An 18,710-nucleotide genomic window follows, 5' to 3' on the forward strand; every position below is an offset into this window, starting at 1 on the left:
AGTTTGAATAACAATAATGACAGACGGGTTGTGATTACCGGAGCCGGTGTAGTGTCTGCGCTGGGTGATGACTGGTCGCAGGTAAAATCTGCGCTTCAGTCGATGAAGTCAGCAGTATGCTATATGGAAGACTGGAAAAAGTATGACGGTCTTGGCACCTATCTGGCTGCCCCCATTCACGACTTTGCTTTGCCTGATCACTATACCAAAAAGAAAAAGCGTAGCATGGGCCGTGTTGCCCAAATGGGTGTGCTGGCGACTGAGCGGGCGCTGGCTGATGCCGGCCTGACAGATGAGCCGGTGATCCGCTCTTCTGCGACCGGGGTGGCTTATGGTTCCGCCACAGGCAGCAGTGAAGCGGCACTGGAGTTTGCGCCTATGCTGGAGAACTTTTCGACTTCCCGCATTAACAGCAGCACCTATCTGCGCATGATGAACCACACCGCGGCTGTGAATATCAGTGTGTATTTTGGTACTCAGGGCCGCATGTACACCACTTCGAGTGCCTGTACCGCGGGTAGCCAGGCCATTGGCTATGCGTATGAAGCCATTAAGTTTGGTCAGCAAGATGTGATGATTGCCGGTGGCGCAGAGGAATTGTGTCCTTCCCAGGCAGCGGTATTTGATACCTTGTTCGCGGCCAGCACCAAAAATGATACCCCGGAAGCCACGCCCCGGCCTTACGATCGCGATCGTGATGGCCTGGTACTGGGTGAGGGGGCATGTACGCTTATTCTTGAATCCTACGAACATGCCAAAGCCCGTGGCGCGAACATTCTGGCAGAAGTTACGGGTTACGCCACCAATACCGACGGCGCTTATCTGGTTAAACCTAATCCGGAAACGGTGCAACGAGTTATGGCCTCAGCCATGAAAGATGCCGGTGTAACCGCTGATGACATTGGTTATGTATCCGCACATGGCACGGCAACGCAGCACGGTGATATTGTCGAAAGTAATGCGACCTATCAGGTTGTGGGCGGTAAGCCAATCAGTTCGCTGAAAAGCTATACCGGCCATACGCTGGGCGCTTGCGGCTCATTTGAAGTGTGGGCGACCGTTAAAATGATGAAAGAAAACTGGTTTGCACCCACACTGAATCTGGATAACGTTGATCCGGAATGTGCACCGCTGGATTACATTCGCCGGGAATGCCGCGAAATCAAAACCGATTGCTTCATGAGTAACAACCTCGCTTTCGGTGGTATCAATACCTCGTTGATCATAAAGCGGGTTTAAACGCAAAACATTGTCAGCCGGGCCGTGAAAAACAAACAAAAAGGGCGTCACGAATTTATCGTGACGCCCTTTTTTTACTTAACTGCCGGTACTTTGATTATCTTTTCTTTTTCAGTGATGCATGAAGCGCATCAATGTTTTTGCGCAGCAGCTTACCGTTAGGTTCACGGGGCAGGGCATCTACCACGTACACAGGTCGCGGCACAAAAGCACTGTCCAGACGCGCTTGTAAAAAGCGCACCAATTCGGCTTTTTCTACCCCCGGCTTTAGCGACACAATGGCGACAAGGCGGGTAACCGGTCCGGCTGATTCAGGATGAATCACAATACCATCTTCCAGGCCCTTAAACGTCAGCAGCGTTTGATTAATGGTAAACAGTGAACCCCGTTTACCGGCAATCTTTATCAGGTCGCTTGCCCGGCCAGATAACACAAAGTGATTGTCATCTTTAAATTCAATGAAATCCTGCAGTACGGTATCGGAGGGCAAATGTTCAGCGCGCACCGTGGTGCTACCGTCTTCCTGCGCAAAATCAATGCCTTCAAATTTAAACCAGGCTTGCTCTTTGGCAGAACGCCGCACCGCCATCGATCCCACTTCACTACAACCGTAGACTTCTCTTAACGGCGCGTTGAATTTCTGCTCCACTTCTGTGGCCAGTTCTGTGGTAAGCGGGGACGTGGCGCACAGTACGGAATTGGCGCGAACTTCAGACCTCATACCGGCACACAGCGCCCGCAAATGTACGGGAGTGGAAACCAGTTGTTTAGGTTCCGGCAAAGTCGCAAAAGTATCCAGAATGTCCTGCGGGAACAGGGGTTTTGCATCACTCATGCACACTTTACTGAATAACGGTAATAACGCGGAAGTTTCGAAACCCCACATGTGCTGGGCGGGCATGGTGGCCAGTTGATACAGGGTCTCCTCACAATCCGGGATCATGAAGGTGTAGTTAATCAGGCTGCTGCGGTGTAAGGTACGCCAGTATTTGAGATTAGGCTTTGATTTTCCGGTAGAGCCGGAAGTGAAACTGATACAGGCAAGAAAATCATCCGCAATGGCGGGTACCGAAAAATCGCTGCTGTCAGCCTGCGGGCATTTCACCGACAGGATATTAAATGCAGGGATAGTGGCACTGATTTCACTCCCGTCGTGAATGATAAAACAATCCCCGTAGTCCCCGTTCATCTGCTCCTGGGTGGCGATATTTTTATCCGGCGGTAACAAGGTTGTCGCGCCCCGTAAAACAGCGGCACACAGCCCCACCAGAAACAGATAACGGTTTTCACACAGGTTAATCACGTAACCCTGACAGGTCAGAGCCTCTGCGACCTGCTTCACATGAGAAAGAAAGCGGGAGGCAGTAACCGGCCCGGTATTGAGATCTGCTGCATCGACAGGCCGGGTCAGATAAGCAATTGCGTCTTCAGCTTCACGGGTAAAAAGGGGAAAAGTATCAGGCATGAAAGAATTATTTACTGGTGTTCACGAATGTTAACAGCCATGGTAAACGGTGAGTCCATTCGCTTTATTTTCAATTTTCGCTAGTTTAAACTACCGCCAGATTAAAAACTATTTTTGTGTCACGGAATGATTAACTGAAGCGGCGATTAGCGGCAGGGCGCGCAGACAGGCTGGGCCTTGTGTATTACCGCCGGTTTGCTGATATTTTTGCCATGTGAATGGCTGCCTCATTCCTGTTTGAAATTACACCACATCCAGTTGTCTCATGTTAAAACAGCATTTTTGTTCCACCCCCGCCAAAGCCCTGCAATCCCGTGAGGATGTTCTTGCGGTAATGCCTCTTATCAACCAGTGTGAACCTTTCGGGAACGGCCTGATTGCAACAGGGCTTGAAGAGGCGGGCTCTGAAGCAATCAATGAAATGTGGACGGTGAAGGGCAAAGTGACCCGTGGCCAGACCGGACGTTGTTACTGGTCTGAAACGGACGATGTAATTTGCGTTGCACACTGGCTGACAAAAGATGAATGCGGCGATATTGAGCAACACACGCAAACCGCCTACGGGGCAATTCTGGGTGTGCTGGATGAGAAAGGGTTCGCGCATCCGTTCCGCTTCTGGAATTATCTGCCGGCGATTAATGCCGGTGACGGCGACCATGAGGTGTATAAAAAGTTTTGCACCGGTCGTCTGAAAGCATTTGAAGAAGCCGGTATTTCCCCTCAGGCTTTCCCCGCTGCATCAGCTCTTGGGCATCATAACGATGGTGCTGTATTCTATGTGTTCGCCAGCCGCGTTAAGCCACGGCACTACAATAATCACCATCAGGTGAACGCATACGAATATCCCCGCCAGTATGGCATTTCCAGTCCCTCATTTGCCCGTGCTACCGCACTGACACTGAATGACTCTCACTTTTTATTTATCTCAGGAACGGCCAGCATTACAGGCCATCAGACACTGGGAGAGGGAAATATTGAGAAGCAGCTCACTGTGACCATGGGAAATATCAGCCATTTGCTTGATACAGCGAATCCGGAGCAGTGCCCGTTGTCAGCCTTTAAAGTCTATGTCCGTCACGAAAAGGATGTCGCCTATATCCGTGACTGGCTGAGCAGCCATTACCCTGACGTTGAAGCGGTGTACACTCTGGCCGATATCTGTCGTAAAGACTTGCTGGTTGAAATCGAATGTTTCTGTGTCTGAGCCGGTATCTGCCTCTGGAACAGCCTGGCGGTTGCCGCACCGGAGTGCTGGTATGCTGTTAGCTAAACTGCGCAAAAGCTGGCAAATCCTCAGCGCCGGTGTGAGTTATTCGCTGTTTGGCGTGGGGGCGTTGCTGGTCGGTGTTTTCTTCCGGCTGATGAGTCCTGTCACCATTATTTCGCCGGCTAAAAAGCAACGCATGATCCGTTGGTGTATTCATAAAGGGTGCCTGACATTTATTCGTATCATGCGATTTTTCGGCCTTATCCGGTATTCGTTCGATGTGGACTCTATGCACAAAGCCCGCCCCGGGCACATTGTTATTGCGAACCATCCGTCACTGATTGATGTGGTGCTGCTGCTTGCCGTGAATAAGCAGATGTGTTGTTTTGTGAAAAGCGCCATTTGGGATAACTTTTTTACCGGTGCGGTGGTACGCCAGGCCGGCTTTATTCCTAACAATGCTGAACAGGTCTTGCCTATGGCGGCGGCCAAACTGGAAGCCGGGGAGAATATTCTGATTTTTCCTGAAGGCACGCGGACCAAAGAAGATAACGTTTTGCGCTTTAAAAGGGGAGCTGCCAATATGGCGGTGGCCGTTAATGCCTCAATCATGCCTGTGATGATAGAGTGCTACCCCCGGGCGCTGAAAAAGGGCGATAAATGGTATGATATCCCGGAAGGCGGCCCGGCATTTACACTGCGTTCAGGTGAATTACTGGCACTGGATGACTGCATAGACACTACGTTACCGCGACCTAAGCAGTACAGACATCTGACTCAGTTTCTGGAAAACTATTACAACAAACAGCTGTCTACAGAGACAACGGCCATGCCGGAACAGCTGGAAAATCAAAGAGGGAATGCGTTATGAATGCGGAAAAAGAAAATATCCTGGCACAGGTCAGAGACACCTTAGTCGACCTTTTCGAGCTGGAACCGGCGGAAATCGTGCCTGAAGCCCGTCTTTACGAAGACCTGGATATCGACAGCATTGATGCCGTAGATTTACTGGTTGACCTGAAAAAGACCATTAACGTAGAAATCTCTCCGTCTCAGTTCAAGCAGGTGAGAACCATACAGGACGTCGTTGACGTGCTTGCTGAGTTGCCGGCGAAAGCATAAACCGATGAAAAAAAATCGCCTGAATATCGACATTCCTTTTTTCGATGTGGATGCGTACCGCGTGGTCTGGCACGGAAACTATCCTAAATACATGGAAATGGCCCGCTGTGCGTTGTTGTCTGAAATAGGCTGTCCGTACACTGTGATGGAAGAGCAGGGGTTCTTTTTCCCCATCGTTGATATTCAGGTTAAATACATCAAGCCTCTGCTGTTTGAGCAAAAAATCGTGGTGGAATCCTGGCTGACTGAATGGGAAAACCGCCTGAAAATCAGCTATGCCATCAAAGATCGTGATACCGGTGAGGTGTTCACTAAAGGCAAAACCACCCAGTTTGCGGTGGCTATGCCTGAGCAGATCACCCAGTACGAATCTCCGGCATTTCTCACTGACGCTGTCACTGAATGGATAAATAAACCATGAGCCGCCTTGCGTTCATCAGTTTGCTGACGGGACTGCTGACAGTGTTTCCGGCTATGGCGGATGCAGAACCTTCCGGGGAAGTTGAAGGCAAGGCCACCGAAGAGCAGTTACTCTCTTCCATGTTTCCTTCCGGCTGTCACTTTTCCGGCCAGTTTAGCCAGCAAAAATCTATGCAGGGCCTGCCTGTACCGCTTAAATCTGCCGGTGATTTTTATTATTCCTGCGATCTGGGACTGGTATGGCATACCAGCGAACCCTTCAGTGAAGCCATATTGTACGTGAACAGCACCAACAATTTCAGGGCTGAAGATGATGGCACATTAACGCCTCTCAGCGGCGTTGCCCGTTATATTATGTCGAACATTTTTGTTCGTTTGCTGAAAGGCGACACCGGTTATTTTACTGATGAATTTGCGGTCACTCAGGAACCGGACGGCACATTGTTACTCATCCCTGAAAGCGAGATGATGAGAAAAGGACTGGAAGCTATCCGTATCGCCAAATCAGCGACCGGAGACGGAGATGCCCCGCAACCTGCCGTAACGATTAAAGTAACAGACGCAACCGGGCAGAATACGCAGGTGCTTATTGATCAGATTGAGGAATACAGTTTTGAGGGCAAGCGGAAAGCCTGGGAACAATGTGAAACCCTGTATTCCGGTAAAACAAACTGGTGTCGCGTTCTGCTTTCACCCGCCCGCTTCGACGCATTCTGATCAACAATGATGTCGTTTTTTCTCCGGCTGTGCTTCATTTTTACCCTACTGGCCGGTGTGCTGTTTGTTGTTATCAATCCGCAGGCAGTGCAGATTGATACGAATCTCAACGACTTAAATCCGGATAAAGTACGCGACCCCGCCCTGCAATATGCGCTGGACGCGTTGACTGATGATATCAGCCAGCGTTTTATGGTGGTTGTGCAGAGCGATAACGATAAGCGCACTGAACAAGCTGCCCGTTCATTGCAAACGGCTTTGAATAGTGTGCCCGGCCTGCACGTTGCCCTTGATAATGAAATGCAGGCCGCATATTTGCCTGCTATTACACCTTTCAGGTTCAATTTTCTCAGTGATTCTCAACGGGAAGCCCTCAACGACAAAACCCCTGAACAACTGTCCGCAGCGGCGCAGCGAAAGCTTTATCAGTTGGGAGAGGGCGTCAGACTGGTTCCCTTTGAACAGGATCCCCTCGGCTGGTTTTCAGATTGCCTTATCGGGATGTCGGCACGTCTTGAGCCGTCCATGGTGGCTGAAAAGCGCACCGCAGCCGTTACGTCATTCAGCGTGAGTTTCACTGATTTTCCCGCCGGTATGACGCAGCAGCATGCTGTTTACGAACAAATCAAAGCCGCAGAGCAGGCCGTCAGTGAAGAGTTTGATGTGTCCGTGCTGCATTCCGGGATGTTCTTTTTTGCTGTGGATTCAGCGCAGTCAGCCAAAGCGGATATTCAGCTTATTGCTGCAGGCTCAATAGCCGGCGTACTGGTGCTGATGTTGCTGGTTTTCCGTTCGTTATTACCGTTAACCCTGGCCCTTGGCTCCATTGCCGCCGGAGTGGGAGCCGGTATTCTCGCCAGTGTATGGGTGTACGGTTCTGTGCATGTGCTGACCATTGTTTTCGGTGCCAGTTTGATTGGTATTGTGGTGGATTATTCACTGCACTATTTCTATCACTTCTTATCTGCTGCACAGTCTCCGGCGCAGCCAGCAAATGAGAAAGCCCGTGCCGGTAGTCATGATACCGTGTTGTACCGCGCCATGGTGCTGAGTGTGATTACATCGCTGGTGGGTTATGGTGCCCTGAGCCTGGCTGAACTTACTATTCTTAAGAAAATTGCTCTGTTTTCCTGTGCCGGGCTGGCCATGGCCTGGCTGAGCGTCATGTTGCTGGGGCCGTTAATAGTGCGCCGTCCCATCGAAGCCAGACAGCCGTTGCTGAAAACTGTAATTCGTTCCTGTCAGCGTGTCACTGCCCGACGACCCCGCGCTCTGGCTATTGCCGGACTCGCTATGGCGGTGATGAGTGCCTTGTACCTGTACGCCGGCGGACTGCAGGTGAATGACGATCCCAGACGCTTTTTCCATGTTTCTCCTGCCTTACTGGAGCAGGAGCAGGCTGTATCGGCGCTGACTCAGGTATACGAGCCCGGTCGTTATCTGCTTATCCGCGGGCAACAGCCACAACAGATTTTTGATGCACTGGACCGTTTGCTGACTTCTGAAGGTGTGCACCGCGATTCAGTGAGCAGCATCGCTGACTGGTTGCCTTCACCTGAAGCGCAAAAGGCGGATTATGCATTGCAGGCAAAACTTTACAGTGATGGCGGTGTGCTTGATGTATTTGCCGGCGCGCTGGGTTTACCGCCAGAGTCTGTTGCACCGGTAAAAGCGGCTTACGTTGACGGTGCCGGCAAGGTACTGGATTTCGCCGGTTTGTCTGAACGAGTTGATAGCCTTCCGCCGCTCTGGTCGGCAGGGAGCGGGGCCGCTGACAACAAAGAGATAATCAGTTTTGCTCTTATCCGCAAAAACAGTGATTTAGCTGCCATAGAAAAAGCGGCGGCTGCCATTCCTGAAATTGACTATGTGAATACCCTGGGCAATGCCACACTGGCACTGAAATCCCAGCGGGAAACCGGTGCCTTTTTACTGGTTATTGCCTACGGTCTGGTCGGACTGCTGCTGGCGCTCTGGTACCGCAGCGCCGGTGTACTCCGGTTGCTGCTTATTCCTGCATCTGCCAGCCTGATTGCCGTGGCGCTGGTGCTTCTGTGTGGTCAGGCCCTCAATGTGTTTCATGTCATGGCACTGTTTCTGGTGCTGGGACTTGGCATGGATTACATCATCTTTGCCCGTGAAATGGCGGACAAACCGGACACTACCCAACAAGCAATTTTGCTGTCTGCAGTAACCAGTCTGCTGTCTTTCGGCTTGCTGGCATTCAGCGATATGCCGGTGGTTCAGGCCTTCGGCAGCATTATTCTGATTGGAAATACGATTAATTTTATTGCGGCAATAAGCCTGTTTAACGGTGAGCCTGACAAGAAGGAAAAAGGATCTCATGTCTGAACAAAAAAGAATCCTAGTCACAGGAGCAAGCAGCGGTATCGGAAAGGCCACTGCCTACAAAATGGCTGCGCAGGGGTTTGCCGTAGCGGTACATTACCGCAGCGGTAAAGACGCTGCTGCCAAAGTGGTTGAGGATATTATTGCCGGCGGCGGCAGTGCCGTGGCCCTGCAATTTGATATTGCCGACAGAGACGGAACACGCACCGCCATTGAAGCCGATATTGAACAAAACGGTGCTTATTACGGTGTGGTCTGTAATGCCGGTGTTACCCGCGATACAGCCTTTCCTGCCATGACCGGCGAAGAGTGGGATGGCGTGGTACACACCAATCTGGATGGTTTCTACAATGTGCTGCATCCGGTGATCATGCCCATGATCAGGCTGCGTCAGGGCGGACGTATTGTTACCCTGTCCTCGGTTTCCGGCCTGATGGGCAACCGCGGGCAAACGAATTACAGCGCGTCTAAAGCCGGCATTATCGGTGCCACTAAAGCGCTGGCTATCGAGCTGGGTAAAAGAAAGATCACAGTAAACTGTGTTGCACCGGGCGTCATTGAAACCGGTATGATTGAAGGGGCGGTGGCAGACGAAGCGAAAAAAATGATTCCCCTTGGCACCTTCGGTCATGTGGATGATGTGGCCAATACCATCGGCTTTCTGGTGTCAGATGAAGCCCGCTATATTTCCCGTCAGGTGATCAGCGTCAATGGCGGTATGTACTGATTTTGAAGTGAAGTGATCTCAACGAAATGGAGTAATGATGAGATATATAAAAATAGCCTTGATGGCAATCGGATTATCGGTCAGCGCCTTGTCTTTCAATGCAATGGCGGAATTAGGTCCTGAGGAACAGAAGCTGGCGGACATGATGCTTTCCGGCGATATGGTTCAGTTAAAAACGGCGTCAAAACGTATATTCAGTACCAAAATTGCCAATCCTGAATTACTGGATATTGCTGCGGCTATTCTGCTGAAGAAGTATCCTCATGCGGTGCGCAGTGATGTGGACTCCCTGGCGTGGCTGGCACGTGCCATTGGTGCATCTGAAAATGGCCGCTACTACGGCGTGTTGTCTGAAGTGGTGGAAAACACACAGATAGACAAGCTGGAACGCCATGCTGACACCGCTCTCGACGAGTTGCCGGGTGCAGAGGGAGAGCAATTTGTGGCTGGCATGTACACGTTGCCGGAAGATCTTTACAGCAAAGAGGCCGACGCAGATGTAGTCAGTCGTCTTAAAGAGATGATGCTGGCCGGCGACCTTGCCAGTCTGAAACGGGCGGCACAGGAAATGTCATCAAAAGAGCTTCGCAGCGAGGCCCTGTGTGATTTAGCTGCGGAAATATTACTGAGAAACTATGCCACAGCACAGAAGAATCAGGCGGATACTTTTGCCTGGCTGACCAATGCTATCGGCCGCAGCGGAATGGCGCGCTACCGCGATGTATTGCGGGAAGTGGAAGAGCACAGCGAAATCAGAAAGCTGCGCCGCTATGCAGAGTCGAACCGTGATGAACTCAGTGAAGAAACAACAGAACAGTACCGTAAAGGCATGATTGATATTCCTCTGCCGGACTATGCATTCTGAGCAAAACTGCCTGAAAAAAGCGGACAACGAATTGTCCGCTTTTTTGTTTCCGGCAAGGTTTGGTTGAGCCTTAGCTGCGCCAGCCGCCGCCCAGCGACTGATACAATTCCACCAGTGCAGTGAACTGCTCTTTGCGGGTATCAATCAGTTCACTTTTCGCTTCCAGTGACTCCCGCCGTGCCAGCAACACTTCCAGGTATTCACCACGGGCAGAGGCAAACAGTTTGTTGGCAATATTCACCGACGCATCCAGCTGCTCAATCTGGGCTTGTTTTGCTGCATAGCTGTTGCTCAGGTTATCCAGTGCAGACAAGCGGGTGGAAACCTCAGAAACTGCCCTGACAACGGTATACTCGTATTCATAAGCAGCCTGAATCTGTTCAGCACTGGCATTTTTATACTCAGCTTCAATTGCACGGCGGTTGATCAGCGGCGCAAAAATATCGCCGGACAGTGACCAGGCAACAGACTCCGGTGTGTCCAGAAGATACCGGGTATCAAAGGACTCCAGCCCCACACCGGCTTTCAGCGCGAAAGACGGATAGAAGTTGGCGCGGGCAACGTCGATATTCAGCTTCGCCGCCTGCAGTGTCAGTTCAGCCTCACGAATATCGCTGCGGTTGGCAAGCAGTTCAGACGGCACGCCGGCAGAGGGCTTTGACAGTGATGCTGTCATCAGACGTTCAGCGTTACGCGCAATGGGTTGGGGAGGCCGTCCCAGCAGCAAATTAAGCTTGTTCTCAGTGGCAGCAATTTCCTGACTGACCTGATACCGCTCGCTCTTATTCTTATTCACTTCAGCCGCAAAGCGGGTGAGTGGTAAAGACGAAGAGCGGCCATAGTGCTTAAGTTGCTCAAGGGTATTGAGCACATGTTGCTGAATATCGATATTGGCATCCAGATTCGCAAGATGGTTATCCAGCGCCAGCAACTCGTAGTAAGTGCGGGCCACTTCCGCCACCATTTCAGTGACGAAGAACTTGCGGCTTTCAATACTGGCCAGATATTCCAGTGACGCGACCTTAGAGGCGTCACGAAGTTTATGCCAGACATCCAGCTCCCAGGAAGCATTAAGGCCAAGGCGCAGATTCGCCAGCGGATCAGGAAATTCCTTCTCTTCGCGGATAGCCAGTTGTTTTTCCACTGCGCCGTCACGGGTATATTCACCGGCTTTCTCCACGCCGGCTTCAGCTCCGGCAGACACCTGAGGCAGGTATTCCCCTTCTCTGGCATAGACTTCATTGGCCGCCATATTAATGCGTTGCAGCATCATGGCGACTTCCTGATTGTTTGCCAGCGCAGTGTCTACCAGAGCAATGAGATCCGGGTCGTTAAACCAGTCTTCCCAGTTTATATTCACCGGCGTCTCTGTCGTTTCAGGTGTGAATTGTTCCGGCATCTCCACACTGGCGTCACGGGTTTCGATATCAGGTATGGCACAACCCTGCAGCAGTAAAGCCGCACTTACCGCGACAACAAGCGGTTTCAGACTAAGGGTAAAACAGCGTGATTTAGTCATTGTCACTCTCCTTATCGTTGTAGTGGTAAGTTTCGGTGAAGGGCAACTGGTCTTCATTTTTGATGAGGGATTTGCCGTCGCCCAGTTTGGCGAATAAATAGTAAAGGCCCGGGATCACCAGCACGCCGAAGACTGTGCCTGTTACCATACCGCCCAGCGCAGATGAACCGATTGTACGGTTGCCCACTGCACCGGCACCGGTAGCGATAACCAGCGGGATCAGGCCGGCAACAAAGGCGAAAGAGGTCATCAGAATAGGCCGGAACCGGGCGGTTGCCGCTTCCACTGCCGCCTCTTTAATAGACAAGCCCTGTTCTTTTTTCTGCACGGCGTATTCCACTATCAGTACGGCGTTTTTACCCAGCAGACCTACCAGCATAACGAGACCGAGCTGGGCATAAACATCGTTTGCCAGACCCATCATTTTCAGCATGGCCAGCGAGCCGAAGATACCGGTTGGCAAGGCAAGAATAACGGCAAAGGGTAACAGCAGACTCTCGTATTGCGCTGCCAGTACAATGTACACGAACAGCAGTACCACCACGAAAATCACCACCGCTTCATTGCCCCGTCTGGCTTCATCAAATGACAAACCTTCCCAGCCAATGTCATAGCCCCGTGGTAGTGTTTCCGCTGCCACTTCTTCCACAGCCTTAATGGCATCTGCAGAAGTGTAACCGGCAGCCGGTTCAGCACGGATGGCCGATGAGGTATACAGGTTGTAGCGGGTGATCTCGTTAGGACCTTCGGTTTTGATTAATTTCATGAACGCAGAGTAGGGCACCATTTCCCCTTCTTCATTCCGCACGTAGTAGTCCAGCAGATCGCTGGGATAACGGCGGTATTCAGGGGCTGCCTGAGTGTACACTTTGAAGAAGTTATTAAAGCGGGTGAAACCCTGCTCATAAGTACTGCCGATCAGGATATCGAGGTTTTCCATTGCCGCTTTAATGGAAACACCTTTTTGCATGGCGGCCTGGTTGTCGATTTCTATTTTGTACTGGGGATAATCGGCGGCATAGAAGGTAAACAGTCCTTTGAGCTCTTTGCGCTTACCCAGTTCAGCCATGAAGTCTTTGTTGATGTCATCGAATTCATGGTAATCCGTGGTGTTGGTCTTATCCAGCAGACGGAACGACAGGCCGGATGAGGCACCGTAACCCGGCACAACAGGGGGTTCGAAATACTCAATGACCGCACCGAGGTGGTGGGCCTTCTCTTCCAGTTCCTCAATGATTTCCGGAATAGTCTGCTCACGGTCTGCCCAGTCTTTGAGGTTGATCAGACAGGTACCGGCGTTGGAACCCCGTCCTTCTGTCAGGATTTCATAGCCTGCCAGCGAAGATACCGAAGACACGCCTTCAATTTCCAGCGCCATTTCCTGCAATTCTCTGGCAACTTTATTGGTTGCTTCCAGTGTACTGCCGGGGGGCGTCTGGATAATGGCGTAGATTTGTCCCTGATCTTCACCGGGAATAAAACCTGCCGGTAAGTTAGCGTTTACTCCCACGGTACCGGCAACAAAGGCTACCAGTAAAACGGCGGTTACCGTGCGGCGGGTAACCACAGCCCTCACCAGGCCCGTGTAGCGCCCGGTAACTTTATCAAACACGTGGTTGAAGCTGTTGATGAACATACTTACCGGCGTGCGTTTCTGTGGCTGACCGTGATGATTCTTCAGCAACATGGCGCACAATACCGGTGTCAGTGACAGCGCCACAATACAGGAAATGATAATGGCAGATGCCATGGTAATGGAGAACTGACGGTAGAAAACGCCCACCGGACCGGTCATGAAGATAAGCGGAATAAACACCGCCACCATCACCAGGGTAATGGCAATAATCGCACCGCCCATTTCGCCCAGTACCTGCCGGGTGGCGTTGTAGGGCGTGATGGCGGCATCATCTTCCATCTTGGCATGCACGGCTTCCACCACCACAATGGCGTTATCCACCACAATCCCGATAGCCAGAACCATCGCAAACAGGGTGATAAGGTTGATGTTGACGTCGAAGGCCTGCATACAGAAAAAGGTACCAATCAGCGATACCGGTACGGCGATGATGGGAATGAGGGTAGAGCGCCAGTCACCGAGGAAAATAAACACCACCAGAGACACCAGCACGAATGCTTCGGCCAGCGTATGCAGTACCTGCTCAACAGACGCATCAAGGAATTTGGATACATCGTAGTTGATTTCGTATTCCATGCCCGGCGGGAAGGTATCCTGCAGCTCTTCCATTTTGGCTTTCACCTGCTCAATCACGTCACTGGCGCTGCTGCCGTAACTTTGTTTAAGCACAATGGCTGCTGAGGGATAGCCGTCTTTGTTGGAGTAAATATCAAAGAATTCACTGCCCAGTTCCACGTCGGCCACATCACCCAGTTTCAGCAATTTACCGTCGGAGTCTGCGCGGATAATGATATTCTTGTATTCTTCCGGTTTGTTGTACCGGCCTTCATACACCAGTACATATTCCTTGGACTGGGCACTTAAACCTGAGCTTCGTCCCAGACGCCCCGGCCGTCCTATCAGGCTCTGCTCGTCCATGGCCTCCATAATTTCCTCAGTGGAAATATTGTAGGCCCGCATGCGGTCAGGTTTCAGCCACACACGCATGGCGTACTGACGGCTACCCAGAATTTTAGCGCTGGCGATACCGTTTACACGCTGAATTTCAGGAATGATATTGATGTTGGAATAGTTATAGAGAAACTTTTCATCCGCATCTTTATCCGTGCTGAACACGTTGATGTACATCAGCATGCTGGGTTGCACGCGGTTTACCACCACCCCTTCAAGCTGAACGAGTTGCGGCAGACGGTTCTTGATCTGATCAAGCCGGTTCTTTACGTTCATCAGTGCCTGATTAGGATCCACACCCAGCTCGAAAATCACCTGAATCGTGGCTTCACCGGCGCTGGTGGCGTCAGACACAATGTACTTCATGCCCGGCACACCGTTAATGGAGCGCTCAATAGTGACCAGAGAGGACTTTACCAGCACATCAGCATTGGAACCCGGGTATGCCAGAGAGATCAGCACCCGTGGCGGGGCAATATCCGGATACTGGGATGTAGGTAAAGAAAAAATCGACAATACGCCCAGAAACACAATCATGAGCGACAGCATAATGGCCATGACAGGCCGCTTTATAAAAACTCCAAACATAATCGCGACCTTTACTCTGCTGCCAGCTCAAGGCTGCCGAAGACTTCTTCAGGAGACACCATGTCTGCTTCGATTTGCTGACCGTCCCTGACCCGGCGTAATCCGTCGATAAGCACGGTGTCACTCTCTTCCAGTCCGCTTGCCACAATGAAAACATGGGGTAATTCTGCGGCAATCTGAATGTGTCTGGTGTGCAGGGTATTATTGCCGTCAACGACATAAACATAGGTCTGATCGAGTATGTCGAATGTGGCCTTTTGCGGGATCAGCACGCTGTCAGGATAGTCAACGTCCATCAGTACGTTACCTGTTTGTCCGTGACGCAGCAGGCCATTGGGATTCAGGAACGAAGCCCGCATTTCAATGGTACCTGTGGTGTTATCAAAGTCTGCTTCAATGGTATCGATATGGCCGGGTTGTTCATACACCGAGCCGTTAGCCAGCTTCAGCCGCACAGTGGTTTCAGTGATATCCTGACCGCGCTGAACATAATCCAGATACTGAGATTCCGGCATATTAAAATATACCCACATGGTGCTGAGATCAGATAAGGTGGTGAGCAATTCGCCTTCATCCAGCAGACTGCCGGTACGGGCTTCAAGGTGGTCCATTTTGCCGGTGAACGGCGCGCGGATGTCGGTAAAATCCAAGTGGGTTTGTGCCAGCGCTACCTCTGCCAGGGCTTTGTCATAACCGGCTTTGACGACGGCCAGTTCAGTATCAGACACAATATCCTGCGATTGCAGCGAACGGGTATTTTCGTATTCCACTCTGGCGGCTTCTGCCTCTGCCTGTGCTTTATGAAGTTCGGCTTCATAAACAGCCGGCATAATTTTGAACATAGGCTGACCGGCTTTTACCGTTTGCCCTTCATCCACAAAGGTGTTTTGCAGATAGCCTTTTTCCATGGCACGCACTTCGATGTGCTGAATGGCCCGGATTTGGCTGACATACTCTTTCACGGTTGTGTTGTTCTGACGCAGAGGATGGGTGACATCAAACTCTACAGTTTGTTCATGGCCAGCGGTTTCATCGTGACCGCAACCGCCAAGCAGCGCCGTCACTACACTTAAAGTCAGGATTGTTCTCGTTTTCATAGATCACTATTTTTATGGTTATTGTGCCTGCGCAGGGACATGCGCAGGCACGACGCGGCCCCGTCACACACTCAGAGTGTGTGGCGAAGAAAAGGCCGCAGAAATCCATCCGGTCAGAAATGGGATCTGTCCGGACTTGCCTGTGAGAAAAATATTGTTGAAGTGTCCCCGGAGCAGTGCGCAGGCACTATTCCGGAATGATTACGCGTAGGGCGGCGCCCGGGGCGGAGGTAACTTGTAGCGGCAGGTGGACGGGGTGGTGAAGTGAGAGGGCCTGACGGAGACAAGCGCCGGAGCGGAGGCAGAAACAGTGAGAACTTCTGTGACCGGCACAGACGGGTCCGGTTGCTCTTCATCTGTATTATCGACTTCAAAACCCAGCGTACACATAGAGGCATCCACATGGGATGTCGTGACGGTGGTGAGGTAAACCTGTTTGTTCTCAATCAGAAATGCGCAGAACACCAGTAGCAGTAAAGCGGGAAGCTTTTGCCGGATAAATTGTTCGCGAAATTGCTGAAAATTTAACATGTTGAGTAGGTTACCACTAAAAAAAGCGCCGCAAATCCTACGCATTGCTGTACTGGCTGACAAGCAGATGTGAGATAACCTGAGGATTTTGAGGGTTACTTTATCGCAGTAGGAAAAGCTCAACGGGAGTTGTAAATGTAACGCTGCCAGCTTGTTAAAATTCTGGCGGGTTAACAAGCTGTCGGGATTGTACCGTATCCGGCACGGCTCAGTCAGTCAGGTAACCGCCGGCAGCTTAGCCGGCGATATTCACGGTAATTTGCAGTTTGAGGGGCAAGTCAGACAGCTTTTCGCGGATGGTTTCACGGGTTTGCTCTATATCTTTCACGCGGATAACATCACAGCTATCAGGATAGAAGTCGACATCTACCCACAGTTCGCGACCGACTTTTGCCACACCTGATAATTCAATTTCCTGGTCTGACTCTTCAACCGCAGCGGCCACGCTTTCATCAATGGTTTGACGAAGCTCTTCTGCGGGCGCCATTAAGAACAGCTCGCGCATTGCTGACATCAGCATCGTAAAAGGCACTTTGATGAAGAACGCTGATATAGCTAACATCATCACCGGGTCCGCATACACCGCGAAAGAGGCAAGGGGACTGAGTGACAATAACCAGGCAATCACAAATCCTGCTGTCACGGCTACACTCAATAATGTGTCCATCTGCCACTGACTGGCTTCAGCTTCAATCAGGCCTGATGACACACGTTTATTCTTCGCAGCCACGTACCACCACACAAAGGCACAACCAATTACGTTGACCACACCGAATACGGTAGCGACTGACGCATCAACTTCATGGCCCCCAGTCAGCAGTGAAACAATGGCAGAGTAAAGGGAATAACCGACAACCAGCAGGATCACCGCACCTTTTACAGCTATGACGGCCGGTTCAAAAATGGCACGGCCAAAGGTGAAGCGGTCACAGGACGGGCGCATAATGAAGCGGGAAGCTGCCAGCGACAATAAAGTTAACAGCAAGCTTACCAGTGAATACACACCGTCGAAAACAATAACCATTGAGTCAACAAACAGTCCGACCATCAGGCCAGCAACGGCAAAAAGGCCGGCAAAAAGGGCTGAAAGTGTCAGTGTTTGCTTTTCGTTATTACGGATACGGGCACACATGGGAAAGATAACCTCTGAAAAATCTGCGCTGATTTTCGCCCGGTGGCGGTAATTTACAATGACGATTTGGTCGCGTGATAGAGGGCTGACAGGGGAATTTTTGAAAAAGTTCATTTAAAGCAATGAGATAAAGATAAAACTTGCTGTCAATAATTTTGACAGCAGCCGCGTGATTTTACATCAGAAGTCAAAAAGGTAGTCGCTTAGCTTATCGGCAAGCCAGGCCATGGCCGGGTTTTCAGCACTGCCGTTGAGGCTGACCATGCAATAATCTTCCTGAGTAAGGCCATAGGTATGGCGGATAACCGACAGGCGCTGCTCACGCAAATGATGGCGGATGAGTGGTTCAGGCAGCACACCCCAGGCACTTTCAGTCAGAATGGTATTCAGCATAAATTCAAAACTGGAGAACCCGATGTAGTGGCGGGAGAAGGGTTCAAGACTGGAGTTATTCTGCTCGTTCAGATACACCATCGCCGCCTGCATAGCATTGCGGAGATCTTCATCGGTTACCCGTTTCAGGCGGGTCAGCGGGTGGGAAGCACTGCACACCGACATCATGCGAATTTTGCCCAGTGGTTTGTAGCTGATCCTGGCATCATCGAAACGCTCGTAATCCACGCCAAAAGCATAATCCACCTGCTGGGTAGCAACCAGATTGGCAAGGTCACCGCTGGACGCCAGCACGAGGTTGAAGGACGTATTCGGAAACAGTTTATTCAGCGAGTGGATAAAGCCTTGCCAGACAGGGTCTGGCAATGAATCGTCCGGCGCAATCCATACTTCAGCAGCAAATTCACCGGTTACCTGCGCGCAGGTGCCGCGAATACGGGTGGCGGTGATGAGCATACTTTCGCAGTCTTTATAAATGGCTTTACCCACTTCCGACAGTTCGATTTTATTGCCTGTTCGCACAAATAAATCCACACCCAGCTCACTTTCCAGCACTTTAATGGCCATGCTCAGTTTGCTGCGGTTACATTCCAGCTGACGGGCAGCTTCCGATACCGAGCCTGTTTCGGCGATGGCACAGAAAGCTTCAATCTGCGACAGGTTCATAGGGCTCCTGTTGAATGCCGGTGACTCTCTGATGTGTTTGATCTGACCGGTGTGGTTAATCTGTCTGGTAGTGATTGATTGTACGT

Annotated in this window: 16 protein-coding genes; 9 read left to right on the forward strand and 7 right to left on the reverse strand. The window is 51.1% G+C overall.

What is annotated here, in order from left to right; translation table 11 throughout:
* The first annotated feature begins 3 nt into the window (after positions 1–3).
* Complete coding sequence (locus ACXAGR_RS00495; RefSeq protein WP_474847464.1) at positions 4–1,239, forward strand: beta-ketoacyl-ACP synthase; 1,236 nt, start codon at positions 4–6, stop codon at positions 1,237–1,239.
* Between the two features lie 97 nt (positions 1,240–1,336).
* Here ACXAGR_RS00495 and ACXAGR_RS00500 read toward each other — a convergent pair whose 3' ends face one another.
* The gene (locus ACXAGR_RS00500) at positions 1,337–2,704 is read right to left on the reverse strand and encodes an AMP-binding protein (protein ID WP_474847466.1); all 1,368 of its coding nucleotides are present in this window, start codon (positions 2,702–2,704) and stop codon (positions 1,337–1,339) included.
* Positions 2,705–2,969: 265 nt separating this feature from the next.
* On the opposite strand from ACXAGR_RS00500, the gene ACXAGR_RS00505 reads away from it, so the two are divergent.
* From ACXAGR_RS00505 to ACXAGR_RS00540, 8 genes are read left to right on the forward strand one after another with little or no spacing between them, the layout of a single operon-like run.
* The gene (locus ACXAGR_RS00505; RefSeq protein ID WP_474847468.1) at positions 2,970–3,908 is read left to right on the forward strand and encodes a chorismate transformation FkbO/Hyg5 family protein; all 939 of its coding nucleotides are present in this window, start codon (positions 2,970–2,972) and stop codon (positions 3,906–3,908) included.
* A gap of 52 nt (positions 3,909–3,960) precedes the next feature.
* On the forward strand, positions 3,961–4,782 hold the full coding sequence (locus tag ACXAGR_RS00510) for a lysophospholipid acyltransferase family protein (protein WP_474847470.1): 822 nt from the start codon (positions 3,961–3,963) through the stop codon (positions 4,780–4,782).
* Positions 4,779–5,033, forward strand: coding sequence for an acyl carrier protein (locus tag ACXAGR_RS00515; protein WP_119502376.1), 255 nt, complete (start codon positions 4,779–4,781; stop codon positions 5,031–5,033). Before ACXAGR_RS00510 ends, ACXAGR_RS00515 begins: the two co-directional genes overlap by 4 nt.
* A 4-nt stretch (positions 5,034–5,037) precedes the next feature.
* Positions 5,038–5,454, forward strand: a complete 417-nt coding sequence (locus ACXAGR_RS00520; RefSeq protein ID WP_474847472.1) for an acyl-CoA thioesterase — start codon at positions 5,038–5,040, stop codon at positions 5,452–5,454.
* Complete coding sequence (locus ACXAGR_RS00525; RefSeq protein ID WP_474847474.1) at positions 5,451–6,170, forward strand: outer membrane lipoprotein carrier protein LolA; 720 nt, start codon at positions 5,451–5,453, stop codon at positions 6,168–6,170. The genes ACXAGR_RS00520 and ACXAGR_RS00525 overlap by 4 nt, the downstream gene beginning before the upstream one ends.
* Positions 6,171–6,176: 6 nt before the next feature.
* A complete protein-coding gene (locus ACXAGR_RS00530; RefSeq protein WP_474847476.1) occupies positions 6,177–8,522 on the forward strand; it encodes an MMPL family transporter in 2,346 nt (781 codons plus the stop codon).
* Complete coding sequence (gene fabG / locus ACXAGR_RS00535) at positions 8,515–9,246, forward strand: 3-oxoacyl-ACP reductase FabG (protein WP_349588831.1); 732 nt, start codon at positions 8,515–8,517, stop codon at positions 9,244–9,246. The genes ACXAGR_RS00530 and fabG overlap by 8 nt, the downstream gene beginning before the upstream one ends.
* A gap of 34 nt (positions 9,247–9,280) precedes the next feature.
* Complete coding sequence (locus tag ACXAGR_RS00540; protein ID WP_474847478.1) at positions 9,281–10,111, forward strand: hypothetical protein; 831 nt, start codon at positions 9,281–9,283, stop codon at positions 10,109–10,111.
* 70 nt (positions 10,112–10,181) lie between these two features.
* Here the strand turns inward: ACXAGR_RS00540 and ACXAGR_RS00545 are convergent, their stop codons facing one another.
* From ACXAGR_RS00545 to ACXAGR_RS00570, 6 genes are all read right to left on the reverse strand, one after another.
* Positions 10,182–11,630: a TolC family protein gene (locus ACXAGR_RS00545; protein ID WP_474847480.1), complete on the reverse strand. Its 1,449-nt coding sequence runs from the start codon at positions 11,628–11,630 to the stop codon at positions 10,182–10,184.
* Positions 11,623–14,805 carry an efflux RND transporter permease subunit gene (locus ACXAGR_RS00550; RefSeq protein WP_474847482.1) on the reverse strand — a complete coding sequence of 1,061 codons (3,183 nt, stop codon included), beginning with the start codon at positions 14,803–14,805 and terminating at the stop codon, positions 11,623–11,625. The genes ACXAGR_RS00545 and ACXAGR_RS00550 overlap by 8 nt, the downstream gene beginning before the upstream one ends.
* 11 nt (positions 14,806–14,816) lie before the next feature.
* The gene (locus ACXAGR_RS00555; protein ID WP_474847484.1) at positions 14,817–15,902 is read right to left on the reverse strand and encodes an efflux RND transporter periplasmic adaptor subunit; all 1,086 of its coding nucleotides are present in this window, start codon (positions 15,900–15,902) and stop codon (positions 14,817–14,819) included.
* A gap of 201 nt (positions 15,903–16,103) precedes the next feature.
* Positions 16,104–16,433 carry a hypothetical protein gene (locus tag ACXAGR_RS00560; RefSeq protein WP_474847486.1) on the reverse strand — a complete coding sequence of 110 codons (330 nt, stop codon included), beginning with the start codon at positions 16,431–16,433 and terminating at the stop codon, positions 16,104–16,106.
* Positions 16,434–16,668: 235 nt separating this feature from the next.
* Entirely contained in the window at positions 16,669–17,565 is an 897-nt protein-coding gene (locus ACXAGR_RS00565; RefSeq protein WP_474847488.1) for a cation diffusion facilitator family transporter, read from the reverse strand.
* Positions 17,566–17,745: 180 nt separating this feature from the next.
* On the reverse strand, positions 17,746–18,624 hold the full coding sequence (locus ACXAGR_RS00570; protein WP_119502365.1) for a LysR family transcriptional regulator: 879 nt from the start codon (positions 18,622–18,624) through the stop codon (positions 17,746–17,748).
* Positions 18,625–18,710: the final 86 nt, after the last annotated feature.

The organism is Alteromonas sp. ABH4_457, assembly GCF_056160625.1.